General features: G+C 62.2%; 17 protein-coding genes and 1 pseudogene. 10 read left to right on the forward strand and 8 right to left on the reverse strand.

Features of this window, described 5'->3' with window-relative positions; translation table 11 throughout:
• Nucleotides 1–18 precede the first annotated feature (18 nt).
• On the reverse strand, nucleotides 19–1,329 hold the full coding sequence (locus tag QMX89_RS06135) for an MFS transporter (protein ID WP_049858922.1): 1,311 nt from the start codon (nucleotides 1,327–1,329) through the stop codon (nucleotides 19–21).
• Between the two features lie 214 nt (nucleotides 1,330–1,543).
• Between QMX89_RS06135 and QMX89_RS06140 the strand changes: the two genes are divergently transcribed.
• Entirely contained in the window at nucleotides 1,544–3,283 is a 1,740-nt protein-coding gene (locus QMX89_RS06140; RefSeq protein ID WP_282347473.1) for an IlvD/Edd family dehydratase, read from the forward strand.
• A 190-nt stretch (nucleotides 3,284–3,473) separates the two neighbouring features.
• On the opposite strand, the gene QMX89_RS06145 is transcribed toward QMX89_RS06140, so the two are convergent.
• Nucleotides 3,474–4,043, reverse strand: coding sequence for an elongation factor P (locus QMX89_RS06145; protein WP_049858924.1), 570 nt, complete (start codon nucleotides 4,041–4,043; stop codon nucleotides 3,474–3,476).
• Between the two features lie 49 nt (nucleotides 4,044–4,092).
• Complete coding sequence (gene earP / locus QMX89_RS06150) at nucleotides 4,093–5,235, reverse strand: elongation factor P maturation arginine rhamnosyltransferase EarP (protein WP_282347474.1); 1,143 nt, start codon at nucleotides 5,233–5,235, stop codon at nucleotides 4,093–4,095.
• Nucleotides 5,236–5,357: 122 nt separating this feature from the next.
• Here earP and QMX89_RS06155 point away from each other — a divergent pair, with 122 nt between their 5' ends.
• Entirely contained in the window at nucleotides 5,358–5,822 is a 465-nt protein-coding gene (locus QMX89_RS06155) for a GreA/GreB family elongation factor (RefSeq protein ID WP_282347475.1), read from the forward strand.
• A gap of 163 nt (nucleotides 5,823–5,985) precedes the next feature.
• On the opposite strand, the gene QMX89_RS06160 is transcribed toward QMX89_RS06155, so the two are convergent.
• Together QMX89_RS06160 and QMX89_RS06165 are read right to left on the reverse strand one after the other, a co-directional pair.
• Nucleotides 5,986–8,409 carry a glucose/quinate/shikimate family membrane-bound PQQ-dependent dehydrogenase gene (locus tag QMX89_RS06160; RefSeq protein ID WP_049858927.1) on the reverse strand — a complete coding sequence of 808 codons (2,424 nt, stop codon included), beginning with the start codon at nucleotides 8,407–8,409 and terminating at the stop codon, nucleotides 5,986–5,988.
• Nucleotides 8,410–8,704: 295 nt separating this feature from the next.
• On the reverse strand, nucleotides 8,705–9,130 hold the full coding sequence (locus tag QMX89_RS06165; protein ID WP_282347476.1) for a cell wall hydrolase: 426 nt from the start codon (nucleotides 9,128–9,130) through the stop codon (nucleotides 8,705–8,707).
• 233 nt (nucleotides 9,131–9,363) lie between these two features.
• Between QMX89_RS06165 and QMX89_RS06170 the strand changes: the two genes are divergently transcribed.
• Both QMX89_RS06170 and QMX89_RS06175 read left to right on the forward strand, forming a co-directional pair.
• Nucleotides 9,364–11,478, forward strand: a complete 2,115-nt coding sequence (locus QMX89_RS06170; RefSeq protein WP_282347477.1) for an ATP-binding protein — start codon at nucleotides 9,364–9,366, stop codon at nucleotides 11,476–11,478.
• 187 nt (nucleotides 11,479–11,665) lie between these two features.
• On the forward strand, nucleotides 11,666–12,127 hold the full coding sequence (locus QMX89_RS06175; protein WP_056843640.1) for a PA2169 family four-helix-bundle protein: 462 nt from the start codon (nucleotides 11,666–11,668) through the stop codon (nucleotides 12,125–12,127).
• A 94-nt stretch (nucleotides 12,128–12,221) separates the two neighbouring features.
• Here the strand turns inward: QMX89_RS06175 and QMX89_RS06180 are convergent, their stop codons facing one another.
• The 3 genes from QMX89_RS06180 to QMX89_RS06190 form a co-directional block, all read right to left on the reverse strand.
• Nucleotides 12,222–12,770: a trypsin-like peptidase domain-containing protein gene (locus QMX89_RS06180; RefSeq protein ID WP_090359386.1), complete on the reverse strand. Its 549-nt coding sequence runs from the start codon at nucleotides 12,768–12,770 to the stop codon at nucleotides 12,222–12,224.
• A 575-nt stretch (nucleotides 12,771–13,345) separates the two neighbouring features.
• A complete protein-coding gene (locus QMX89_RS06185) occupies nucleotides 13,346–14,272 on the reverse strand; it encodes a LysR family transcriptional regulator (protein ID WP_282347479.1) in 927 nt (308 codons plus the stop codon).
• Entirely contained in the window at nucleotides 14,269–15,243 is a 975-nt protein-coding gene (locus QMX89_RS06190) for a quinone oxidoreductase (RefSeq protein ID WP_282347480.1), read from the reverse strand. The genes QMX89_RS06185 and QMX89_RS06190 overlap by 4 nt, the downstream gene beginning before the upstream one ends.
• Nucleotides 15,244–15,455: 212 nt before the next feature.
• On the opposite strand from QMX89_RS06190, the pseudogene QMX89_RS06195 reads away from it, so the two are divergent.
• The 6 genes and pseudogenes from QMX89_RS06195 to QMX89_RS06220 all read left to right on the forward strand — a co-directional run.
• A pseudogene (locus QMX89_RS06195) lies at nucleotides 15,456–16,058 on the forward strand (AraC family transcriptional regulator); the annotation flags it as partial.
• Between the two features lie 129 nt (nucleotides 16,059–16,187).
• Nucleotides 16,188–16,475, forward strand: a complete 288-nt coding sequence (locus tag QMX89_RS06200) for an AraC family transcriptional regulator (RefSeq protein ID WP_282347555.1) — start codon at nucleotides 16,188–16,190, stop codon at nucleotides 16,473–16,475.
• A 254-nt stretch (nucleotides 16,476–16,729) separates the two neighbouring features.
• The gene (locus QMX89_RS06205) at nucleotides 16,730–18,118 is read left to right on the forward strand and encodes an MFS transporter (protein WP_282347481.1); all 1,389 of its coding nucleotides are present in this window, start codon (nucleotides 16,730–16,732) and stop codon (nucleotides 18,116–18,118) included.
• A gap of 12 nt (nucleotides 18,119–18,130) precedes the next feature.
• Entirely contained in the window at nucleotides 18,131–18,871 is a 741-nt protein-coding gene (locus QMX89_RS06210) for a nitroreductase (protein ID WP_282347482.1), read from the forward strand.
• Nucleotides 18,868–20,520, forward strand: coding sequence for an AMP-binding protein (locus QMX89_RS06215; protein WP_282347483.1), 1,653 nt, complete (start codon nucleotides 18,868–18,870; stop codon nucleotides 20,518–20,520). Before QMX89_RS06210 ends, QMX89_RS06215 begins: the two co-directional genes overlap by 4 nt.
• Before the next feature lie 490 nt (nucleotides 20,521–21,010).
• Nucleotides 21,011–22,249 carry a transporter substrate-binding protein gene (locus QMX89_RS06220; RefSeq protein ID WP_056843648.1) on the forward strand — a complete coding sequence of 413 codons (1,239 nt, stop codon included), beginning with the start codon at nucleotides 21,011–21,013 and terminating at the stop codon, nucleotides 22,247–22,249.
• Nucleotides 22,250–22,251 lie beyond the last annotated feature (2 nt).

Consider the following 22,251-nt stretch of genomic DNA (forward strand, 5'->3'; position numbering starts at 1 on the left):
AGCTTCCTTTTGCTGGGTTCAGGAACGGGCGCTGGCGGCGAACGTATCGGCCGGCAGCACGTGACGGCGCTCCAGCAGCTGGTAGACCACTGCGGTCAGCACCAGCCCGAACACCATCACGCCGCTGAGAAAATACAGGCCGCTGGCCAGGTTACCGGTGTACTCCTTGAGCGCGCCGATCACGAACGGCCCGATGTAGCCGCCCAGGTTGCCCACCGAGTTGATCAGGGCAATGCCGGCCGCCGCACTGGCCCCGGCGAAGAAGCGGCCCGGCAGGGTCCAGAACACCGCCGTGCAGGAGAACAGGCTGAACGCCACCAGGCACAGAGCCGCCAGCTGCGCCGCCGGCAGGCTCAGCCAGGCGCTGAGGAACAGACCGATTGCGCCCAGCACGTACAGCACCGCCAGGTGGCCGTAGCGGTCGTTGAGACGATCCGAGCTGCGCGGGATGAGCAACAGCCCGATGATGCCGAATACATACGGCACCGAAGACACGAATCCGGTGGTCAGGTCGCTGCCGCCGAATTGTTTGATCAAGGTCGGCAACCACAGGCCCAGGCCGTAGATGCTCAAGGTCACCGGGAGGTAGAACAACGCCAGCAGCAGCACGCGAAAATCCTTGAGCGCATGCAGCGGGTTGCCGTGGCGGGTCTGGCCATAGGCTTGCAGGTCGTTCTGCAGTTCAGTGGCCAGCCAGTCTTTCTCAGCCTGGTTCATCCATTTGACCTGCTGCGGGCCATCGGGCAGCCAGCGCAGCACCGGCCAGGTCAGCAGGATGGCCGGCGTGCCGATGACGATGAACAACCACTGCCAGCCGTGCAGGCCGAGCACGCCGTCCATGCCCAGCAGAGCGCCGGACACAGGCCCGGTGATCATCATGGCGATGGGTTGGGACAGAATGAACAGACCCAGGATCTTGCCGCGGTGACGGACCGGGAACCACTGCGTGATGTAGTACAGCACGCCGGGAAAGAAGCCGGCTTCAGCCGCCCCCAGCAGGAAGCGCATGACATAGAAGCTGTGCGGACCTTGCACGAACGCCATGCCGATAGTGATGGCGCCCCAGGTGATCATGATGCGGGCGAACCAGCGACGGGCGCCGAAGCGTTCGAGCATCAGGTTGCTGGGGATTTCCAGTAGAAAGTAACCAATGAAGAACAGCCCTGCACCCAAGCCGTAGGCGGCGTCGCCGATGCCCACGTCCGCGCCCATGTGCAGCTTGGCGAAGCCCACTGCGGAGCGATCCACGTAGGCGATCAGGTACAGCAGAATCAGGAACGGGATCAATTTGAAGGTGATGCGGCGTATAAGCCCGAGTTCCTGGCTCATGGGATCGATCTCCACTTTCTTGTTTTTATGCTTGTTTTGGGTGGGAAGGCCACAGCGCCCCGTCGCCCTTTTCGGGGGGCCTGAACGACGCTCAACCTTCACTGAAATCGACTTTATAGTATTACTATTTGCTTCACAAGCTCTTCCAATCGACGATCCAATGGCCTATTTTGAGGGCATACACAAAAACAAGTCTTACAATAAGAGAGCCCTCATGCCTGACAACAAACCCACCCTGCGCTCGGCCCAATGGTTCGGTACGGCTGACAAGAACGGCTTCATGTACCGCAGCTGGATGAAGAACCAGGGCATCGCCGATCACCAGTTCAATGGCAAGCCGATCATCGGCATCTGCAACACCTGGTCCGAGCTGACGCCGTGCAACGCCCACTTCCGCACCATCGCCGAACACGTCAAACGCGGCGTGATCGAGGCCGGTGGCTTCCCTGTGGAATTTCCGGTGTTCTCCAATGGCGAGTCCAACCTGCGCCCCACGGCGATGCTCACCCGCAACCTGGCCAGCATGGATGTAGAAGAAGCGATCCGCGGCAACCCGATCGACGGCGTGGTGCTCCTCACCGGCTGCGACAAGACCACCCCTGCCCTGCTGATGGGCGCGGCCAGCTGCGACGTGCCGGCCATCGTCGTGACCGGCGGGCCGATGCTCAACGGCAAGCACAAGGGCAAGGACATCGGCGCCGGCACCATCGTCTGGCAGATGCACGAGTCGTACAAAGCAGGCCAGATCAGCCTCGACGAGTTTCTCTCGGCCGAGGCCGGCATGTCGCGTTCGGCCGGTACCTGCAACACCATGGGCACCGCCTCGACCATGGCCTGCATGGCCGAAGCGCTGGGCACTTCGCTGCCACACAACGCCGCCATTCCGGCAGTGGATTCGCGTCGCTATGTGCTTGCGCACATGTCGGGCATGCGTGCGGTGCAGATGGTCCGTGAAGACCTGCGTCTGTCGAAGATCCTTACCAAGGAGGCGTTCGAAAACGCCATTCGGGTCAACGCGGCGATCGGCGGCTCGACCAACGCGGTGATCCATCTCAAGGCCATCGCCGGCCGGATCGGCGTGGACCTGGAGCTGGACGACTGGACGCGCATCGGCCGCGGCACCCCCACCCTGGTCGACTTGCAGCCGTCGGGGCGCTTCCTGATGGAGGAGTTCTATTATTCCGGTGGTCTCCCGGCCGTCCTGCGCCGCCTGGGGGAAAACAATCTGATCCCCAACCCGGATGCTTTGACCGTCAACGGTCAGACGTTGTGGCAGAACGTGCAGAACTCGCCGATCTATGGCGAGGACGAGGTGATCCGCGCCATCGACAACCCCTTGGTGGCCGACGGTGGCATCTGCGTGTTGCGCGGTAATCTGGCGCCGCTAGGGGCGGTGCTCAAGCCCTCGGCCGCCACTCCTGCGCTGATGACCCATCGCGGTCGCGCGGTGGTGTTCGAGGACTTCGACATGTACAAGGCGCGCATCAACGATCCAGACCTGGACGTGGACGCCAGCTCCATCCTGGTCATGAAGAACTGTGGGCCCAAGGGTTATCCGGGCATGGCCGAGGTGGGCAACATGGGCCTGCCGGCCAAGCTGCTGGCGCAAGGAGTCACCGACATGGTGCGCATTTCCGACGCGCGCATGAGCGGCACTGCCTACGGCACGGTGGTCCTGCATGTGGCGCCGGAAGCGGCTGCGGGCGGGCCGCTGGCGGTGGTCCGCGAAGGCGATTACATCGAGCTCGATTGCGCCAGCGGGCGCTTGCACCTGGACATCCCCGACAGCGAACTGCAGGCCCGCCTGGCTGACTGGCAGGCACCATCGCAGTCGTTGCTGGTGGGCGGCTACCGGCAGCTGTACATCGACCACGTGATGCAGGCCGACCAGGGTTGCGATTTCGATTTTCTGGTCGGGTGCAGGGGGTCCGAGGTGCCGCGGCATTCGCATTGACCACCCCGCCCCGCGACGCCAGCCTGTAGGAGCGGTCAGTGGCCGCGAAAAAAGCACTACGGTGTATCAGGATATACCGTGGCGTTTTTTTCGCGGCCGATGACCGCTCCTACGAAATGGGCGGTGACTGGGCATAAAAAAACCCGACTCAAGGTCGGGTTTTTGCATCGCTATCAAGCAGGCATGAAGCTTACTTGGCGCGACCTTTGTACGAACCGCCTTCACGGGTGTCGATCTCGATCATGTCGCCGATCTCGATGAAGTCCGCAACGCTCAGCTCGGTACCGTTCTTGAGTTTGGCAGGCTTCATGACCTTGCCCGACGTGTCGCCGCGAGCGGAACCTTCGGTGTAGTCGACCTGACGCACGATGGTGGTCGGCAGCTCTACGCTGACCAGACGCTCTTCGAAGAACACGGCTTCGCAGACGTCGGTCATGCCTTCTTCCACGAATGGCAGAACGGCTTCGATGTCTTCGGCGTTCAGTTCATACATGGTGTAGTCGGTGGTATCCATGAACGTGTAGCTGTCACCGCTGATGAACGACAGGGTCGCTTCCTTGCGGTCCAGGATCACGTCGTCCAGCTTGTCGTCGGCACTGTAGACGGTTTCGGTCTTGTAGCCGGTCAGCAGGTTCTTCAGCTTGGTCTTCATGATCGCGCTGTTACGGCCCGACTTGGTGAATTCAGCTTTCTGAACCAGCCAAGGGTCGTTGTCGATACGGATCACGGTACCGGGTTTCAGTTCTTTACCAGTTTTCATTACGAATATCCGAATTTGGATGGTGATTTACAAAAATCTAGGCCGCGTATCATAGCCAATTTCGGTAAAACTGCACCAGCGCCGTCGCAAGATCAGCTTGTGCGGCCTGTAGCGCGCACCATTGACGCGCGTGCGCGACCAGTTCCGGCCAGTGTTCGAGGGCCTCGCGCCACGCCGGGCCGATGTCGGCGCCCTCCACGCTCTGGTTCCAGGCCCGCCACAGTCCGCGCAGCGCCGCATAGGCCGCGGGCGACAGGCCTTCGCCGTAGCGATCGAGGAACGCTTCGAGCTTTTCCCAGTGGGCGTATTCTTCCTGCACATAGATGTGCCAGACCATCGGCGCGGCGGCCCACTGGGCGCGAACGAAGGAATCTTCGCCGCGCACGGCATTGAAATCGCAGCACCACAGCAGCCGGTCATATTCGCTCTGGCGGACGAACGGCAGCACCTGGACCTTCAGGCTGCCTCGTTGCACCTGGCTGCCGACCTCCAGGGAAGCGTCGCCCAGCCATTGCCGTACATCGGCCAGCACTCGTCCTTCGGGGACCAGCAGATGGTTGCTGCGCGTATCGTCAGCCAGCGCGTCCAGCCATGAGGCCAGGCCACTGTGCTCGTAGGCGAACAGGGAGAGCACGCGCGCTCCCTGTTCGGGCTCAATCCCCAGTTCTGCGAGAAACGCCTGACGTGCCGCAGGATCGGCCTGGAAAGCCTCGCGCCGCTCGATCAGCCTGGCTTCGCGCAGCAGGCCACCGGTCCCCGTGGTGAAGCCGGGGAAGAAGAAGTACTTGCGCAGTCCGCCCGGCTGCGGCGACGGCAGGCCGTGGCAGCCATCGACCCAGGTTTCGGCGCTCAGGTAATCGAGGTTCAACCACAACGGTTTCGGGCTGCGGGCCGCCATCGCGTCGACGTATTCGGGCGGCAGCTTGCAGGCGAAGGCCCCCACCACTACGTCGGCGACCTCGGTCGCTTGCCATTCGCCACTCCAATGCCGGACTTCGACGCCGTCGTGCCACTGCTGCGCCTGCTCGGCGTTCGCCGCAGGCCACAGGCGGGCGAACGGCACCAGGTCGTCGACCCACAGACGAACCTGCATGCCGTGCTCGACCTGCAGCTGCCGGGCCAGGCGCCAGGTGATACCAATGTCGCCGTAGTTGTCCACGACCGTACAGAAAATGTCCCAGGTGGCCTTCATGGCTGACTCCAACGCAAACGGTTACACAAAGCGCGCTATTGTCCGCATAAACACCGGCGCACAGAAGCATTAAAGGCGGTTCGTGCGACAATCGTGCGCTCGCCCCAATCATCAGTCTGCCCATGAACAAGCCTGCCCTGCTGCAATCGATCATCGAACGCCTGACCCTGGACCTGGACGTGGCCCAGCGGGCTGCCCAGACGGCCTATGAAACCGCCACCCACGAAGAGAACGTGGCCGAGAACAAATACGACACGCTGGGGCTGGAAGCGTCCTACCTGGCCACCGGACAGGCGCGGCGAATGGAGGAGATTCGCCAGGGGCTGGCGAAGTTTCGTGCGTTGCAGTTGCGTGATTTTCGGGCGGGAATCGAGCTGGGCGCACTGGTGACGCTGGAATCGGCAACGGGTGCGCGCCAGTGGTTTTTCCTGGGGCCGGATGCGGCGGGGTTGAAGCTTGAGTTCGAAGGCTGCCTGGTCATGGTCATCACCCCACGCTCGCCGCTGGGGCAAAGCCTGTTGGGCAAAGAGGTGGACGATGAGGTCAGCATGGGCGGCAACGTTCAGGTCATCACCGAGGTGATTTGACGCCCGGAGCAAGTAGACACACCGCGTGAGACATTGACGCTGCAATCCCCTGTAGCAGCGGTGCAAGCCGCGTCCGGCCTCGACGCGGATTGTCTGATACACCGCATGCACCGCCGACGCGGCTCGCGCCGCTGCTACAGGGGTGTGGCAGCGGCGGTGAGGGTTACTTCTTGTCGGGCAGGGCGTAGGCGATCACGTAGTCGCCGCGGTCTGGCGACTGGCGCGCGCCGCCGGCGGTGATGACCACGTACTGCTTGCCGGTCTTGGGCGAGACGAAGGTCATCGGGCCGCCCTGACTGCCAACCGGCAGACGGGCTTTCCAGGCCTCTTCACCGGTGGCCGAGTTGAACGCCCGCAGGTAGTAGTCCTGTGTACCGGCAATGAACACCAGGCCACCCTGGGTCGACAGCGTGCCACCCAGGGTCGGCATGCCGATCGGCAGCGGCAGGTGCATCTTCACACCCATTGGGCCGGTGTCTTCCACCGTCCCGACCGGTACTTGCCACGCCACTTTCTGAGTCTTCATGTCGATCGCGGTCAAGGTGCCGAATGGCGGCGCTTGGCACGGGATGCCGGCGATGGACAGGAAGCGGTTCTTGTTCACCGCATACGGCGTGCCCTTGAGCGGCACCGCACCCATGCCGGTGTTCAGCGCTTCGCCACCCGAAGAAGCCTTGGCATCTTTCTGCTGAGGCACCATCTGCACCCACAGGCCCAAGCGCATATCATTGACGAAAATGAAGCCATGCACCGGATCGGTCGACAAGCTGCCCCAGTTCATACCACCCAGGGAGCCCGGGAAGCTGAGCGACACATCGGTGCCCGGCGCGGTGTACAGGCCTTCATAACGCATTTTCTTGAACGAGATGCGGCACAGCATCTGGTCGAACGGCGTGGCACCCCACATGTCCGATTCGCTCAGGTGTTGCGCGCCGATCTGCGGCATGCCCACCGACAGCGGCTGGGTCTTGGCATAGGGTTCGCCAGGAATGTCCGAGCCCTTGACCGGAATGTCCTGCACAGCGGTCAGCGGTTGACCCGTGGCGCGGTCCAGCACATAGATCTGCCCTGCCTTGGTACCGATCACCACTGCTGGCACGCTGCTGCCGTCAGGCTTGGGGAAGTCCATCAAGGTGGGCTGCATCGGCAGGTCGAAGTCCCACAGATCGTTGTGCACGGTCTGATAGACCCACTTTTCCTCACCCGTGGTCGCGTTCAGCGCCAGAATCGAAGCACCGTAACGATGGTTCAGCGCAGTACGTTCAACACCGTAGATGTCGGTGGACGAGCTGCCCATGGGCAGGAACACAGTGTTCATCTTCGGATCGTACGACATCGGCGCCCAGCTGTTGGGCGTACTGCGTACATAGGTGTTGTCGCCGGTCGGCGCCTGCTTGTCCTCAGGGTTGCCCGGATCGAAGGCCCAGCGCATCTCGCCGGTGATCACGTCGAAACCACGGATCACGCCACCGGGCATGTCGGTTTGCACGTTGTCGGCAACACGGCCGCCGACCACCACGGTAGTGCCTGCCATCAACGGCGCGGACGACAACTGATAGTAGGAATCGGGAACCTTGCCCAGACCGGCTTTCAGGTCCACCTGGCCATTGTTACCGAAGCCCTGGCAGAACTCGCCGGTGTCGGCGTCCACGGCAATCAGGCGGGCATCGATAGTGTTGGTCAGCAGGCGACGCTGGCAGTTGGCGCCGGGTGCGACCGACACCGCCTTGACTGGCGTGTTGCCTTCACTGGACTCAACCACCGGGCTGCTGGCATCGAAATACGCCAGGCCACGGCAACGCTGCCAGACCGCAGCCTGGGCATTGATCTCGTTCTTCCACAGCTCTTTGCCGGTGTCGGCATTCAGGGCGATGATGTTGTTGTGCGGGGTGCACACGAACACCTTGTCACCCACCTGCAACGGTGTGGCCTGATCTTCGGCGCCGTTGCCGTTGCTGATGGCAACGTCACCGGTGTGGTAGGTCCAGGCCGGTACCAGGCTGGCGACGTTGTCGCGGTTGATCTGGTCCAGGGCCGCGAAGCGATTGCCGCCTTCGTCGTTGCCGTAATGGGCCCAGTCTTTCTGCGCATTGGCCGGGTTGACCTGGGTCAGGCCGGGGCCTTCACCGGTCGGCGCGACCGAAGGGTGTGGTACGAACATGCCGGCGCCGCCAGCAACCACCGCCACCGCCAGCACGGCGCCGAGCACATAGCCAGCGCGGCCGCCGCTGAGGCCATTGGCCCGACGCAAGGTCGGATAGGCCAACGCCACCACCAGGCTCAGCACCGCCGGAGCGAACAGACGGGAGATTTGCGGCCAGAAGTTCAGACCGGCGTCGACCAGGGCCCAGATCACCGACAGCACCATAACCGCGGCGAACAGCCAGGCGCCCAGCAGGCGCGACTTGAACAGGGCGATGGCGGCGACGGTCATGCCCAGACCGGCCAGCAGGAAGTACCAGCTCCCCCCCAGCGCGGCGAGGTAGCCACCGCCAGCAAGATAGAGCAGTCCGAATACGAGTACGCCCAAGGCAGCGACCCAGATGGGCCAACGGCGCACCGCTGGCGAAGGTTGAGGCTTAGTCATGTTGCATGATCCTGTTGACGCATGAACGTTTCTGGAAGGTCGAACACAGTGTAGGCAAGCCTGTACGACACGCTTGTCATGACACGATGGGTGACGTGGTTCCACGACCTGCACGGCCTCCCGTCAAAGCTCCCGGAAGGGAAACGGGTGCCGCCGCAGCATTAACTAATTAGTTAGTTACGCAACGATATCAAAAAAATCCTGCAGCTGCGACAAATCGCCATAGCGCAGCGCGGTGAAACACTGTTGCACGGGCGGTAATACTGACCAGGTTTTGTCGAGACCGCAGGTAGGCTCAGGCCACGTTCTTGAAGAAGGCATGGCCACCCAGCACCAAGGTGCGGGTAGCGCCCTTTGTCCAGGCTGGCGGTGGGGAGAGGTGCGTGGCGTGGTAATGGGTGGCACCCCGGGTGGGGTCTGCCACCTGGCCGGCCACCACCTGTTCGGCTACTGCCAGGGCTTGCGCCAGCTGCGCCGGGGGAATGGGACGAGCGCCACTGACATAGGGGTAATTGGGATCGCGAAGGTTCCAGCAGCTGAACTGCCAGGGCTTGCGGCACACACCGATGTAGCCCTCGCCCCACCATGACCGTGGCTGGGCGTCCTGCACGCGGTTGCGGATGACCCAGGCCACCGCGATTTGTCCGCGGATGCCTTCGCCACGGGCTTCACCCCATAACGTTCGCGCAACGACATCGTGTACCTGTTGAATGTGTGTCATGGTGATCTCTGCTGATGAACGGTCGGGCGTGGCCAGATTGCGGAGCTGCGCACGGGTTTGCCAGCCGGCAACGATTCCCCACCGGCAGCGGCGTGGCGGTAGTTTCCCGATCCGAATAAAGCAGCCCAAGGCTTGAGACTTGGCGGTATTGGCTCTACAAATGACAGACCCAGCCTTCGCCGCACACTCACCAGCCCCTCGATCGCCCATGCCACCACGGAGGCCTGTCACCGATGCACGCACCTGACGACGACCTGGACATCGGAACCCGCACTTCCGATTGGGGATTGAGCCGTCTGCATGCCGCGACGTCGGTCAGGTGGGTGGCCAAGCTATTGGCCTGGGTGGCGCTGCTCACCGGTACTGCAGCGCTGTGCGAGTACGGGTTGGGTCGACCACTGCTCGATCACTTGGCGCCAGCCCTCACGGGAATGTCGCCACTGACGGCCATGGCCCTTGCCGCGCTGGCGCTTTCCTGCCTGCTGGGACGGCGTGCGCGCCCCAGTTGGCTGCTCGCCGGAGTCGCCGCGTGCATCGCCTTCGCCTTGCTGGGCGCGCACTTGCTCATCGGTCGTGACGTGTTCAGTGGCCCGGTGAACGCGTGGTTGTTTGCCCCTTCTGCGCTTGCTTTGGGCAGTGTTTCCCCGGCCACGGCGAGCTGTCTGGCCCTGCTGAGCGTGGCGCGCATGGCGCAACTCGCCGGTCGACACAAAGTCTGCGATGTCCTCGCCCTGCTCGCTTTCGCCGTGGCCGGCATTGGCCTGCTGGGTTATGCCTACGGCGTGAAGGACCTGTACTCGGTGCTGCTGTTCAACGCCATGGCGGTCCACACCGCCCTGGCGCTGGTGTGCCTGGCGGTATCGATGATGCTGTTTCAGGCCGACCAGGGCTGGTTGAACGTGGTCACGCTGAGCAATCGCGCCGGCGCCGCGACCCGTCGACAGTTGCTACTGACCGCCATCCTGCCAGTCATCGGCTGGCTGCTGCTATCGGCCGTCAACGCCCGTGCCATTGGTGCGCCTGCCGCACTGGCCCTGGTGGTGGCAACGGTGTTCATGCCGCTGGTGATTCTGATCATCAAGGATGGCCGGGTAACCGCTCGACTGGACCTTCAACGGCACAAGCAGCGGCGACTGGAAACCACCATAAGGCAGCGTCTGGAGCTGGAACTGGACGAGAAGCGGGCCGAGCTGGAACAGGAATCGGCGCAACGCATCGTCGCCGAACAGGCAATGAACCGCGCCCAGCGCCTGGACGCAGTGGGCCAATTGACGGGCGGCATCGCTCATGATTTCAACAATCTGCTGATGGGCGTTTCAGGCAATCTCGAATTGCTCCATCGCCACGTCGTAAGCGATCCCAAGGCGCTGAAGTACGTGACACGGGCCACCCTGTCGACCGAAAAGGGCATTCGCCTGACCGGGCAATTGCTGGCCTTCTCACGCACGCAACGCCTGAACGTATCGGCGGTCAATCTCGCCGATAGCGTCAACGCTGCCTTCGAACTGGTGGGTAACGCACTGGGCCCTGACATCAACATCGACATGCAGACGCCGAATCGTCATCTGTTCGTCAGCACCGACCCGCTGCAACTGGAGATGGCCATCCTCAACCTGGCCCTGAACGCCCGAGATGCCATGCCCGATGGCGGCTGGTTCACCGTCAAGTGCTCGCCCACCGAGCCGTCGAGCACGCCGCCCACGGTATCGATTCACGTCAGCGACAGCGGCACGGGCATGTCGCCCGAGGTGCTGGCCAAGGCCTGTGAACCCTTTTTCACCACCAAGGAATCGGGCCGCGGTACCGGCCTGGGCCTGGCTCAGGTGTATGGCCTGTGCCGTCAATGCGGCGGGGATCTGAGGATCACCAGTGAACCGGGCCAGGGCTCGACTTTCGAGCTGGTGCTGCCTGCGGCCGAGCGACCGCAGGTGCCCTCGCGCGGCGTGGTGCAGCCCATGACGACCGCGCCGGCGATACCCTTCGCCCAGCCGGTGCTGGTCGTCGACGATGATGATGCGGTACGCACGGTGCTGGTCGATGACCTGCGCGCCCGCGGCTACCAAGTGATCGACGTCGACCGCGGCAGCAAGGCATTGGCGCTGCTGGGCAACACCCGCTTCGCGGTGGCCGTCATCGATTTTCTGATGCCGGAGATGAACGGCGCCGAGCTGGCGCGCAAGGCCCGCCAATTCGTTCCGCAGTTACCGATCATTTTCATCAGCGGCTACGCCGACACCCTCGCGCTCGACGCCATCGCCGGTGCCGTGGTGCTGCGCAAACCGTTCGAACTTGCCGAGCTGGATCGATTGGTCAGGGAGTTGGCCGACACAACTCAGCCAGTCACCTGATTTTGCTGGGTGCAGCCGCGCCTCGACACGTCAAGTGGACGGGTTCTGCACGAACGTCGAACGCTCATTTTCAAAAAAATCGGAACCTTCGGCACAACCGGGCGCCCTAATCACAGCGTACGTACCATGCATACGCCATGGCTGCCTCTTGGGTCTGAGCCAGACCGTCCATCACGGAGATTTTGAAATGACCGACGCTCATAAAGAAACGATCAAGGTACTCAACGACCTCATCGAGACATCGAAAGATGGTGAGGCTGGTTTCAAGGATCTCGCCGAGAACACCAAAAACGCCGAACTCAAAGGCGTCTTCACCACCGCTGCTGCCGACACCGCTTCCGGCGCTGCCGAGTTGCAAGCCTACGTCCGTCAACTGGGTGGCGAAGCTGAAACCACCACCAGCGTCGCCGGCGATCTGCACCGTCGTTGGGTCGACCTGAAGTCGGCCATCACCGGTAAAGACGATGTTGCCCTGCTCAACGAAGCCGAGCGTGGCGAAGACGTTGCCAAGAAGAGCTACACCAAGGCACTGGAAAACAAGGATGTGACCCCTGAGGCACACGCTTTGATCCAGAAGCAATTCGAAGGCGTGATGCGCAACCATGACAAGATCAAGGCCCTGCGTGACGCAGCTCGCGCTCAGAAATGAGTGAAGGGCTTGGGCGGCTGCCAAGGCCGCCCGAGCCGTGCTTTTCCCGCCACGTTCCCCGCCTCGACAACACCCCTGCCCTCGCGCAACCCACTCAACGTATCACGTAGCCTGCAACCGGGGCCGGTACCTTGACGTCACCCTGAAAGCGACGCCATTCCTTCTCGATTTCCTTGTAACCCATGAACACGCTCACACGCTTGGCATCGGCCAGGTCGCTGTTGGTCAGGTTTTGGGTGTAGTGCGTGGGCACGAATGCCACCGTCATACCGACCACGGAGCCGTCTTTGCCATACACCGGCCCGCCGGACATGCCTACGGCGCTGGGACCATCGTGGATGGAATAGAGCACGCCATCGTTGAGGTTCTGGAGCAGCAGCTTGCCTTCCTTCACCTGACCACTGCCTTTGACGGGCATCAGCAAAGGGCTGAAACCCACAGCGGTGACGCTTTCGCCAACTGTTGCCTGACGCCAGTGCGGCGCCGAAGTGGCTTTGCGCTTGATGAAGACCACGTCGCCGCGACCGCGGTACGCGACATCACTCAGATAAGGCGTGTGCTTGGCAGAAACGGCGTAGTCCTCGTTCCATTGCACGGCCGAGGCTTGATACAGAAGAGGCGCGGGAAGACTGGAGGTAACCATGAAAGCGTCTTTGTAGGCAGCATCGCTTACAAAGGGAGTCGGGATGCCATTACAGCCGGAAAGAAGCAGACCGAGCGTCAGGCAGATAGATCGATTCATTGTGTTCCAATGGAGCAATCCCATTTCTGGGATTATAAAAGCAACCTTGCTTGCGTGGTTCTCACCCCTCTGGATGAGAATAGGTTCGCTTGCGCGAGTGTTTGTAAAGACCCTGGATGTCAACGCAGGCCTGTAGCGCTACGTGGAGATCCAGGCCGCCATTGTTCCCTGGCGATCCTGTCGGATCGTGACTGACAGCATGATCGGGTGTCGGTCGGCATGATCAGGAAGCTCAAAGGCTGCATAGGGCATGTCGAACCAACCAAGGCCATGACGCCCTGAATTCAGGACGCAATGACCGATGATGACATTGTGCCATCACTTGTTGCGAGCAAGCAACTTCGATGATGGCTGTTGGCCCTCATGTGTTCGCCTGTAATGGGGGTATCGGTCGAGTTGTCAGAGACTTTAATATCACAGTGACACTACTGTGACGTGGTTCCGCTTTGCGTGCTAAAGGACCCACCAGGGACCGTTCACAACGCCCAGAGCGGCCCATTGGCAAACCTGGATTCGATCCACGCCTTGAACGCCAGAACAGTGGCCGCCGGGAATTTCGAGGACGGCCGTATCAGGTAGACCCCGCCCACTGAATCCAATCGCCAGTCGGGCAGTACCTGAACCAGCTCGCCTGACGCCAGCTGACGGCTCATCAGCCACTCACCCGCGCCAAGAATGCCCACGCCCGCCAATGCGGCGCTGAGCAGGGTTTCGCTGTCGTTGGAGGTCAGGGTGCCCTGGGTCGTCACGCTCTCCTGCCGCTGCGCATGGTGCAGCCGCCACTCGGGAAACGACGCCAGCCCGCTGAAGCGCAGGCAGTTGTGCCGGACAAGGTCGCTGGGTCTGAGCGGCATGCCGAACCGTTCGATGTAGGCGGGAGCCGCGCAGAGTATGCGGCGATGGTCGCAGAGCTTGTTGGCGATCAGCCGGCTGTCGTCCAGCTCGCCGATGCGCAGGGCCAGGTCATAGCCCTGCTCGATGATGTCGACGACATGCTCGCTGTAGTCGGCGATGATCGACACACCAGGGTGCGCGCTTAGAAATTCGGGCAACAACGGCGCCACCCACAGGCGCCCCATGGCGGCCGGCAGCGCCAGGCGCAAGACGCCGCGCACCTGCGCGACGCCCGAGGTGGCCTGCTGCTCGGCTTCGGCGATCTGGGACAGCGCCGAGCGCAGGCGCTGCTCCAGCGTCGCGCCGACGTCGGTGATGCGCACCTGGCGGGTCGAGCGCTCCATGAGTCGCACGCCCAGCCGCTTTTCCATGGCGGCCAGGCGTTTGGAAATCACCGTGGGATGACGCTGCAGCAACCGACCAGCGGCGACGAACGAGCCCTGGCTGGCGACGGCCAGGAAGGCGGCGATCTCGTCGCTGTGCTGACTGTCGAGCAGGTCCGGGGTCATGGCGTCAGAACGATCGCCCCGCCCGACTGCCCCGACTCGAGTGCCTCATGGGCACGCGCTGCTTCGGCCAGCGGATAGGTCTTCCAGATCCGCGGCGTGATGATCCCCGCCTCGACCGCTGCCAGCACGTCGGCGGCGCGCTCCTGATACTCGGCGGTGGATGCCGTATGAGCCACGATCGACGGCCGGGTCAGGAACAGCGAGCCCTTGCCATTGAGGGTGGACAGCTCGACCGCCGCCGGAGCGCCCGAGGACGCGCCGAACGACACCATCAGGCCCCGCGGTCGCAGGCTGTCCAGGGACGCCTCGAAGGAGATCCGTCCGATCGGGTCGTAGACCACGTCCACCTTGCGCCCCTGGGTCAGCTTCGCCACATCCGCAGCCAGCGTGGCCGCGTCGAACACCAGCACCTCGTCGCAGCCCACGGCCTTGGCCCGCTCGACGCTTTCAGGCTTGGACACCACACCGATGACGTATGCGCCCAGGTGCTTGGCCCACTGGCCCATGATCTGCCCCAGGCCACCGGCGACGCCGTACAGCAGCATCGTCGTTTCGGGGCCCACCGGGTAGGTGGATTTGAGCAGGTATTGCGCAGTGATGCCTTTGAACAGCACCGCCGCCGCCTGCTCGAAGCTGACGCCAGCGGGCAGCTTCACCAGACGTTCCGCGGGATAGAGCCGCTGCGCCGCATAGCCGCCCAGCGGGCCTGTGGCATAGGCCACGCGGTCGCCCGGCTGCACGTTGGTGACCCCAGCCCCCACCGACACCACGGTGCCGGCACCTTCCAGGCCGAGGCCGGACGGCAGCGGCACCTTGACCGCACCGTTGCGCTGGGTGACGTCGAGATAATTCACGCCAATGGCCGCCTGCTGCAGCCACACCTGCCCCTCCCCCGGCGCCTGCTCGGCCACAGTGTCCTCCCACAGCACGGAAGGATCGCCCGGTTGATTGAAACGAATCACTGCGGCCATGTCGTTCTCCAGTCGGTCAGTAGTGCGAGTGAGTATGGAAACTCGCTCGGGGTTCTACAAGACGGTGGATTTGCAGTATATACCTGCATGGGGTGCAGCAATACCGACGTGAAAACGTTGCGCACCTTGCTGGACCGATTGCCTGGATGACTGGGGTTGTTTACCTTCAGGCCGTTGATCGGCGCTGAGTGAGAGAGTCACATGGACACGTCATGGTGGTGATTGCAGACAAAGGCACGACTTCCATAGGCCTGGTGCACGAAGCCTTGTACGGTGCAGTGCAGCGCGGTATCGATGTTCAGCCAGTGCTGCGCGAAGCAGGCATCGACCCTGGATTGCTCGATGCCCCCCAGGCAAGGGTCTCGGCCATGGCGTTTTCTCGGCTCTGGGTTGCCCTTGCTGATCGGCTCGACGACGAGTTTTTCGCCATCGACGCGCACCCTCTGCGCAGAGGCAGTTTCCGTCTCATGTGCCATGTCGCCTTGGGATGACATTCGCTCGAACAAGCGCTGCGTCGGATTCTATCGTTCCTGCGCGCCACGCTGGATGATATCCACGGCGAGTTGACCTTCCAGGACAACTGGGCGGTATTGATCATTCATGATCAAGGCATCGAAAGACGCCTGTTCAGCTACGGTACCTGGCTCATCCTCGTACACGGATTGCTGTGCTGGCTCGGTGGACGGCGCCTGCCCATCCACAGCATCAGTTTCCGGCCAGCCCAACCGCTGGATGACAGTGACTACCGCCTGCGCTTTTGCGAGTCCCTGACATTCGGTGTCGGACCGACGACCGTCCGGTTCGACCGCGCCCTGCTCGCTCTTAAAGTCGTTCAGACGCCGGCAACCCTGACAAGCTTTCTGGAAGAGGCGCCGGGCAATTTGCTGGTCAAATATCGAAACGATGAAAGCACCGGCGCGAAAGTCCGCCAGAGGCTCCGGGGGGTGGATCCGGAGAGCTGGCCCGAGTTCGACAGGCTGGCGAAATCGCTGGGCACGTCCAGTTCGACCTTGCAGCGACGACTTCAATCCGAAGGCTTGAGCTATCAACGACTCAAGGATGATTTGCGCAGGGACATGGCCATTCATCTGCTGGGTCGCGAAGAGCTCACAGTCAACGATGTAGCGCTGCAGGCCGGCTTCCAGGACGCCAGTGCCTTCCATCGCGCCTTCAAGAAATGGACGGGGGTGAGTCCGGGCTTCTATCGTCGTGCAGGGCCTGATGAGAAATGAGCGCGACGAAAAATACGCTTGATGAACGATAGCCACGAACGCTTTGTTCGCAAGGGCTGACGAAACACCCCGGCCCGCTTCATGCCTGTCTTGGCACTGTCCAAACACCCCACGCATAACGATGACTTTGGACATGGGCCTATGCCATGTCTGCGCCTACGATATTCGAACGCAAGCCACGGCCTCCTGCCCTTGGCCTGGTCGAACAACACCTGTGCACTTCAAAACAAGAATAAAACCGAAGGAGACACGTTATGCAGCCAGTGAACGTCTTCGCGCTCGCCAAGGATTCAAGGTTCAACCGCTTTCATGGTTTGATACTTTTCTGGTGCGTGCTCATTCTTATCATCGACGGCTACGACCTTGCGGTTGTCGGCGCCGCGCTGCCGGCCATCATGAAGGACATGAACATCGAGGCGACCAGCGCGGGCATCATGGCGGGCTCGGCGCTGTTCGGGACGATGCTAGGGGCGATCTTCCTCGGCACGCTGGCCGATCGCATCGGCCGGCCAAAGATGACCGCCATCTGCGTCGCGCTGTTCAGCCTCTTCACCGCTGGCGCAGGACTGACCAACGACCCCATCAGTTTCAGCATCATGCGATTCATCGCAGGGCTGGGCATCGGCGGCGTCCTGCCTATCTGCACCGCGCAGATGGGCGAATTTTCACCTTTGAAACTGCGAACACGGCTGGTCACGCTGGTGTTCGCCGGCTATTCCGTGGGCGGGATTATGGTTGCCCTGACCGCCAAGCAGCTGATCGAAAGTCATGGCTGGCAGTGGGTGTTCTATGTCGCGGCGCTTCCTGTGATCTTGATCCCGTTCATTTTGAAAACCATGCCTGACTCCATCGGCTACATGCTCAAACAGGGGCAGCAGAATGAACTCAGGGATATTGCGCGGAAACTCGACCCTCGCATTGCCATTCCCGAAGACGCGCTCATGGCGGGCAACCCCGAGATACTCGACAAACAGGATTCACCGGTACGCAACCTGTTCGCCAATGGCCGCGGTTTCAGCACGGTAATGATCTGGGCCGCCTTCGTGACCGGGCTGTTCATGGTCTATGCCCTGAATTCCTGGCTGACCAAGTTGATGGCAATGGCCGGCTTCAGCCTGGGGTCGGCTCTGAACTTCGTGATCGTGTTCAACGTTGGCGCGATCGCCGGCGCGCTGGGAGGTGGCTGGCTGGGTGACCGATTCAACATCAAGCGTGTGCTGGTGTGTTTCTACATCGTTGGCGCACTGGCGTTGGTCGCCTTGGCCTACACCCGCTCGCCTGCCCTGCTCTACGTGGTGGTTTTCGCGGTAGGCGCATCGACCTTGGGCACACAACTGCTGGCCTACGCCTATGCCGGGGACTTCTACCCTTCGACAATCCGGGCCACGGGCGTGGGTTTCGCCTCGGGCGTGGGGCGCATAGGCGCCATCGTTGCACCGGTGCTGATCGGCTGGCTGATCTCCATGCATCTGCCTCTGGAGCAGAATTTCATGGCCATTGCGCTCGCCGGACTTATCGGAGCGGCAGCCGTTTCGCTGGTCAATCAGTCGCTTGCCGACTCCTCCCAGACACGTTCGGCGAGTCGGTCGAAATCGAGCATGGACAGCTCGGGATTGAATCCCGATGTTTCTAAATCCACTTGAATCGGTACCTGTATGAATCGACTGTCTCAACCCCCCTTGAGCCCCCCGCTTCTGGTGCAGGCAGTGGACTGGGCCATCACCTCACGGCGCAGTATCAGGGCTTTTCTTCCGGACCCTGTGGCCCGGGAAGACGTGGAAGGCATTCTCGACGTCGCCCGGTTCTGCGCCACGGGCGTGAATATGCAGCCCTGGCGCGTGCACGTGGTCACGGGCGATGCCAAGCGGCAGCTGTCCAGCGCCATCGCGGATATCGACAACGATCCTGCACATGCCGGCCAGTTGCTCGATCCCTACGAGTATTACCCCAGGGAGTGGGTGACGCCCTATCTGGATCGCAAGAAGAAAGTCGGCTGGGAGCTGTACGGGCTGCTGGGCATTGCCAAGGGCGACAAGCAGCGCATGCACGAACAGCACGGGCGCAACTATCGATTCTTCGATGCGCCAGTCGGCCTGCTGTTCACCATCGATCGTGTGCTTCAACAAGGCAGCCTGCTCGACTACGGCATGTTTCTGCAAAGCGTGATGGTTGCCGCCAGAGCCCGTGGTCTGCATACCTGCCCGCAAGCTGCCTTTCTGAAGTATCACCACGTCATCGCCGAAGTACTCGGCATCCCCGACGAGCAGATGCTGGTGTGCGGCATGAGCCTGGGCTACGCAGACGATTCCAGTGTCGAGAACGAGCTGGTCACCGAGCGCGAAGCGGTCAGTGCTTTCACGACCTTTCATCACAACAACAAAGAGACTCCCCCATGAAGCCCGCCGACCGTTACGAGTGCCTCGACAAGACTCCGGCCAATCATCTCCCTCTCACCCCGCTAGGGTTTCTGGACAGAGCGGCATGGGTCCATCCGAACCGCGCTGCGGTCGTGTACGGATCGATCACTCGCACGTGGGCGCAGACGCGAGAGCGATGCATGCGCCTGGCCGCCGCGCTGGTCGCGCGAGGACTGGGCGCCGGCGACACGATCTCGATCATGTGCCCCAACACACCCGCCATGCTGGAAGCGCATTTCGGTATTCCCCTGTGCGGCGCGGTGCTCAATACCATCAATTGTCGGCTCGATGCCGAAGGGGTGGCATTCATCTTGAGGCATGCCGAGTCGAAGGCCGTCCTCGTCGATCGCGAGTACGCCAGCGTGATGGCCGACGCACTCGAACTGCTTGATCCTGCCCCGATCGTGATCGATATCGATGACCCCTTTGCGCCCTTGGGCCCATCGATCGGCGTGGTGAGCTATGAGGCGCTGCTTGCCGGCGGCGACCCAGGCTTCGAGGGCGTTTGGCCGGTCGATGAATGGCAGCCCATGGCGCTGAACTACACGTCCGGTACCACTGGAGACCCCAAGGGCGTTGTCACCAGCCATCGAGCAACCTATTTGATGAGCCTGTTGCAGATGACCAACTGGCCGCTGCCACGTGCTCCTCGATATCTATGGACGCTGCCGATGTTCCACGCCAATGGCTGGTGTTTCACCTGGGCGATCACCGCTGCCGCGGGCACCCATGTCTGCATGCGCAAGGTCAATGCCGACGCCGTGTTCGACGCGATCGACACGCACGGCGTGGATCATTTCTGCGCCGCACCGGTGGTCATGGCAATGATTGCCGACGCACGTGATCGCGCGCCACTGCGTGCCCCTGTCCGGGTGCTGACAGCCGGCTCCCCTCCGCCTGCATCGGTACTCAGCGCCGTGGTCGCCCTGGGCTTCGATGTGGATCATGTGTACGGGATCACCGAGGTGTCCGGCACGCCGGTTAGTTGTGTCTGGCAAGACGGCTGGGACGCCTTGAGCGATAGCGAGCAGCGCGCATTGCGTGTCCGGCAAGGCGCCAGGGCTGCGACGTTCGAGGGGTTGATGGTGGCCGATCCGGACACCTTGGTCCCGGTGCCGCATGACGGAGTCACCACGGGCGAGCTGTTGCTGCGCGGCAACACCGTGATGATGGGATACCTGAAGAACGCATCAGCCACTGGCAAGGCATTCGAGGGAGGATGGTTTCACACGGGGGACATCGCGGTCGTGCATGAGGGCGGCTATGTGCAGATCACCGATCGTTCGAAAGACATCATTATCTTGGGCGGGGAGAACATCTCATCGATCGAGGTCGAGGATGTCATTCACTGCCATCCCAGCGTCCTGCACGCCGCCGTGGTTGCCCAGCCAGACGAGAAATGGGGCGAGGTACCATGCGCTTTCATCGAACTCAAGACGGGTGCGGCAGAACCCAGTTCTGCGGAGCTCATAGGGTTCTGCCAAGCGCGCCTGGCCAGGTTCAAATGCCCGCGACAGGTCATTTTCACGGAGCTGCCGAAGACGGCCACAGGCAAGATCCAGAAATTCGTGCTGCGCGAGCGCGCCGGTAGCAAGGCGGCTATTTCTCGGCTGGCGTCCAGCGGCTGATGGTCCGTCGACGGATGCGGCTTCACAGACAGGGCGGTGCTCCACGCATCGCGAGCACTGCCCTGACTGTTACCCATCCGAATCTCCTTTGCACGCTTTGAGTGCAGGATTCCCATCCTGGAGCACAGCACCACTCCCCTGAGGAAACGAGATCAAATAAATAAAGAGTAAAAACAATCATTTATACTCAGTGGCCTGGTTATTGCTTTGGCACTGACGTCACGCGCCCCACGTGATACCAGTTTCCCCCAGCGCCTCCACGCCCTGGGTGACCCGGCCCCAACGATGCGGCTGCGGTTCACAAGCGAAACGCTCGACACCCCGTTCAGCCGACAGCGTCGTCGGTCACGTGAAATCAGGCCCCACCTTCCCTCGCCTGCATTTCATCCAGCCCCACTCCTCCCCTTTTCCGGTTTGCACGGCGGCCCGTTCGGCTGTCCGCGATCGGGCAGGCGATGGCATGACGGGGCTGGTTTCAGGAGCACTGAGCATGGCTATCAATCGTCGTACCTTCCTGCGTTCGTCCGCCATTTCCGCTGCCGCATTGTCGGCGTTGAGCTTCAAGAGCCTGTCGGCCTTCGCCGCCGACGACGCGATCAAGATCGCCTCGCTGTACGACAGCTCGGGCGGCCTGGACATCTATGGCAAGCCGATCGTGGATGCTTTGACGTTCGCCACCGAAGAGCTGAACGCCCAGGGCGGCCTGCTCGGCCGGCCGCTGAGCCTGATCAAGTACGACACCCAGTCCAACATGCAGCTGTACGCCCAGTACGCCCAGCAGGCGGCGCTCAAGGATCGGGTGGCGGTGGTGCATGCGGGCATCACCTCCGCCTCCCGTGAAGTGGTGCGTCCGGTGCTGGACCGCTACAAGACGCTGTACTTCTACGACAACCAGTACGAAGGCGGCGTGTGCGATCGCAACTTCTTTGGCACCGGCGTGACCCCAGGCCAGACCGTGGAGAAGCTGGTGTCCCACGTGACCCAGAAGTGGGGCAAGAAGGTCTACATCGTCGCGGCCGACTACAACTACGGGCAGATCGTCACCGCCTGGGTGAAGAAGTACGTCGAACAGGCTGGTGGGTCGAGCGTGGGGATCGAGTTCTTCCCGCTGGACGTGACCAACTTCGGCGCCACCATATCGAAGATTCAGGAAGCCAAGCCGGACTTCGTCTGGTCGGCTCTGGTCGGCGGCGCTCACATGTCCTTCTATCGCCAGTGGAAGGCTGCCGGCATGACCGGCAAGCTGCCGATCGCTTCGACCACCTTTGCCGGCGGCAACGAGCACATCGTGCTCTCGCCCGAAGAGTGCAACGGCATCCTGATCTGCCAGAACTATGTGCAGGAACTGCAGACCCCACTCAACACCGCGTTCGTCGAACGCTTCCATACCCGCTTCGGCGCCGACTATCCGTACATCACCGAACTGGCGATGGGCGCCTATCAGGGCATGATGCTGTGGGCCGAGGGCGTTCGCCAGGCCGGTTCGATCGAGCGCATGGCGGTCATCGAGGCGCTGGAGAAAGGCATCAGCCTGGACCTGCCCAGCGGCAAGGTCAGCATCGACCCGGCCACCCACCATTGCATTCTGGACGTGCACATCGCTGAGGTGCGCGATCGCCGCCTGGAGGTGGTGCAAAGCTTCGCCCAGCAGGCCCCTTCGGACACCGCCGCTGTCTGCGACCTGGTCAAGAACCCGCGTGATGCCAAGCAATACAGCATCGCGCTGTAAGG

Source organism: Pseudomonas sp. PS01301, from assembly GCF_029960215.1.
In the GTDB taxonomy this organism is placed as follows: Bacteria; Pseudomonadota; Gammaproteobacteria; order Pseudomonadales; family Pseudomonadaceae; genus Aquipseudomonas; species Aquipseudomonas coleopterorum.

Coding starts and splice junctions, on each gene's coding strand:
- QMX89_RS06205 (WP_282347481.1), top strand. CDS start 16,730: ATGCAGCCAGTGAACGTCTTCGCGCTCGCCAAGGATTCAAGGTTCAAC.
- QMX89_RS06175 (WP_056843640.1), top strand. CDS start 11,666: ATGACCGACGCTCATAAAGAAACGATCAAGGTACTCAACGACCTCATC.
- QMX89_RS06140 (WP_282347473.1), top strand. CDS start 1,544: ATGCCTGACAACAAACCCACCCTGCGCTCGGCCCAATGGTTCGGTACG.
- QMX89_RS06145 (WP_049858924.1), bottom strand. CDS start 4,043: ATGAAAACTGGTAAAGAACTGAAACCCGGTACCGTGATCCGTATCGAC.
- QMX89_RS06190 (WP_282347480.1), bottom strand. CDS start 15,243: ATGGCCGCAGTGATTCGTTTCAATCAACCGGGCGATCCTTCCGTGCTG.
- QMX89_RS06185 (WP_282347479.1), bottom strand. CDS start 14,272: ATGACCCCGGACCTGCTCGACAGTCAGCACAGCGACGAGATCGCCGCC.
- QMX89_RS06180 (WP_090359386.1), bottom strand. CDS start 12,770: ATGGTTACCTCCAGTCTTCCCGCGCCTCTTCTGTATCAAGCCTCGGCC.
- QMX89_RS06170 (WP_282347477.1), top strand. CDS start 9,364: ATGCACGCACCTGACGACGACCTGGACATCGGAACCCGCACTTCCGAT.
- QMX89_RS06160 (WP_049858927.1), bottom strand. CDS start 8,409: ATGACTAAGCCTCAACCTTCGCCAGCGGTGCGCCGTTGGCCCATCTGG.
- QMX89_RS06165 (WP_282347476.1), bottom strand. CDS start 9,130: ATGACACACATTCAACAGGTACACGATGTCGTTGCGCGAACGTTATGG.
- earP (WP_282347474.1), bottom strand. CDS start 5,235: ATGAAGGCCACCTGGGACATTTTCTGTACGGTCGTGGACAACTACGGC.
- QMX89_RS06220 (WP_056843648.1), top strand. CDS start 21,011: ATGGCTATCAATCGTCGTACCTTCCTGCGTTCGTCCGCCATTTCCGCT.
- QMX89_RS06155 (WP_282347475.1), top strand. CDS start 5,358: ATGAACAAGCCTGCCCTGCTGCAATCGATCATCGAACGCCTGACCCTG.
- QMX89_RS06210 (WP_282347482.1), top strand. CDS start 18,131: ATGAATCGACTGTCTCAACCCCCCTTGAGCCCCCCGCTTCTGGTGCAG.
- QMX89_RS06215 (WP_282347483.1), top strand. CDS start 18,868: ATGAAGCCCGCCGACCGTTACGAGTGCCTCGACAAGACTCCGGCCAAT.
- QMX89_RS06135 (WP_049858922.1), bottom strand. CDS start 1,329: ATGAGCCAGGAACTCGGGCTTATACGCCGCATCACCTTCAAATTGATC.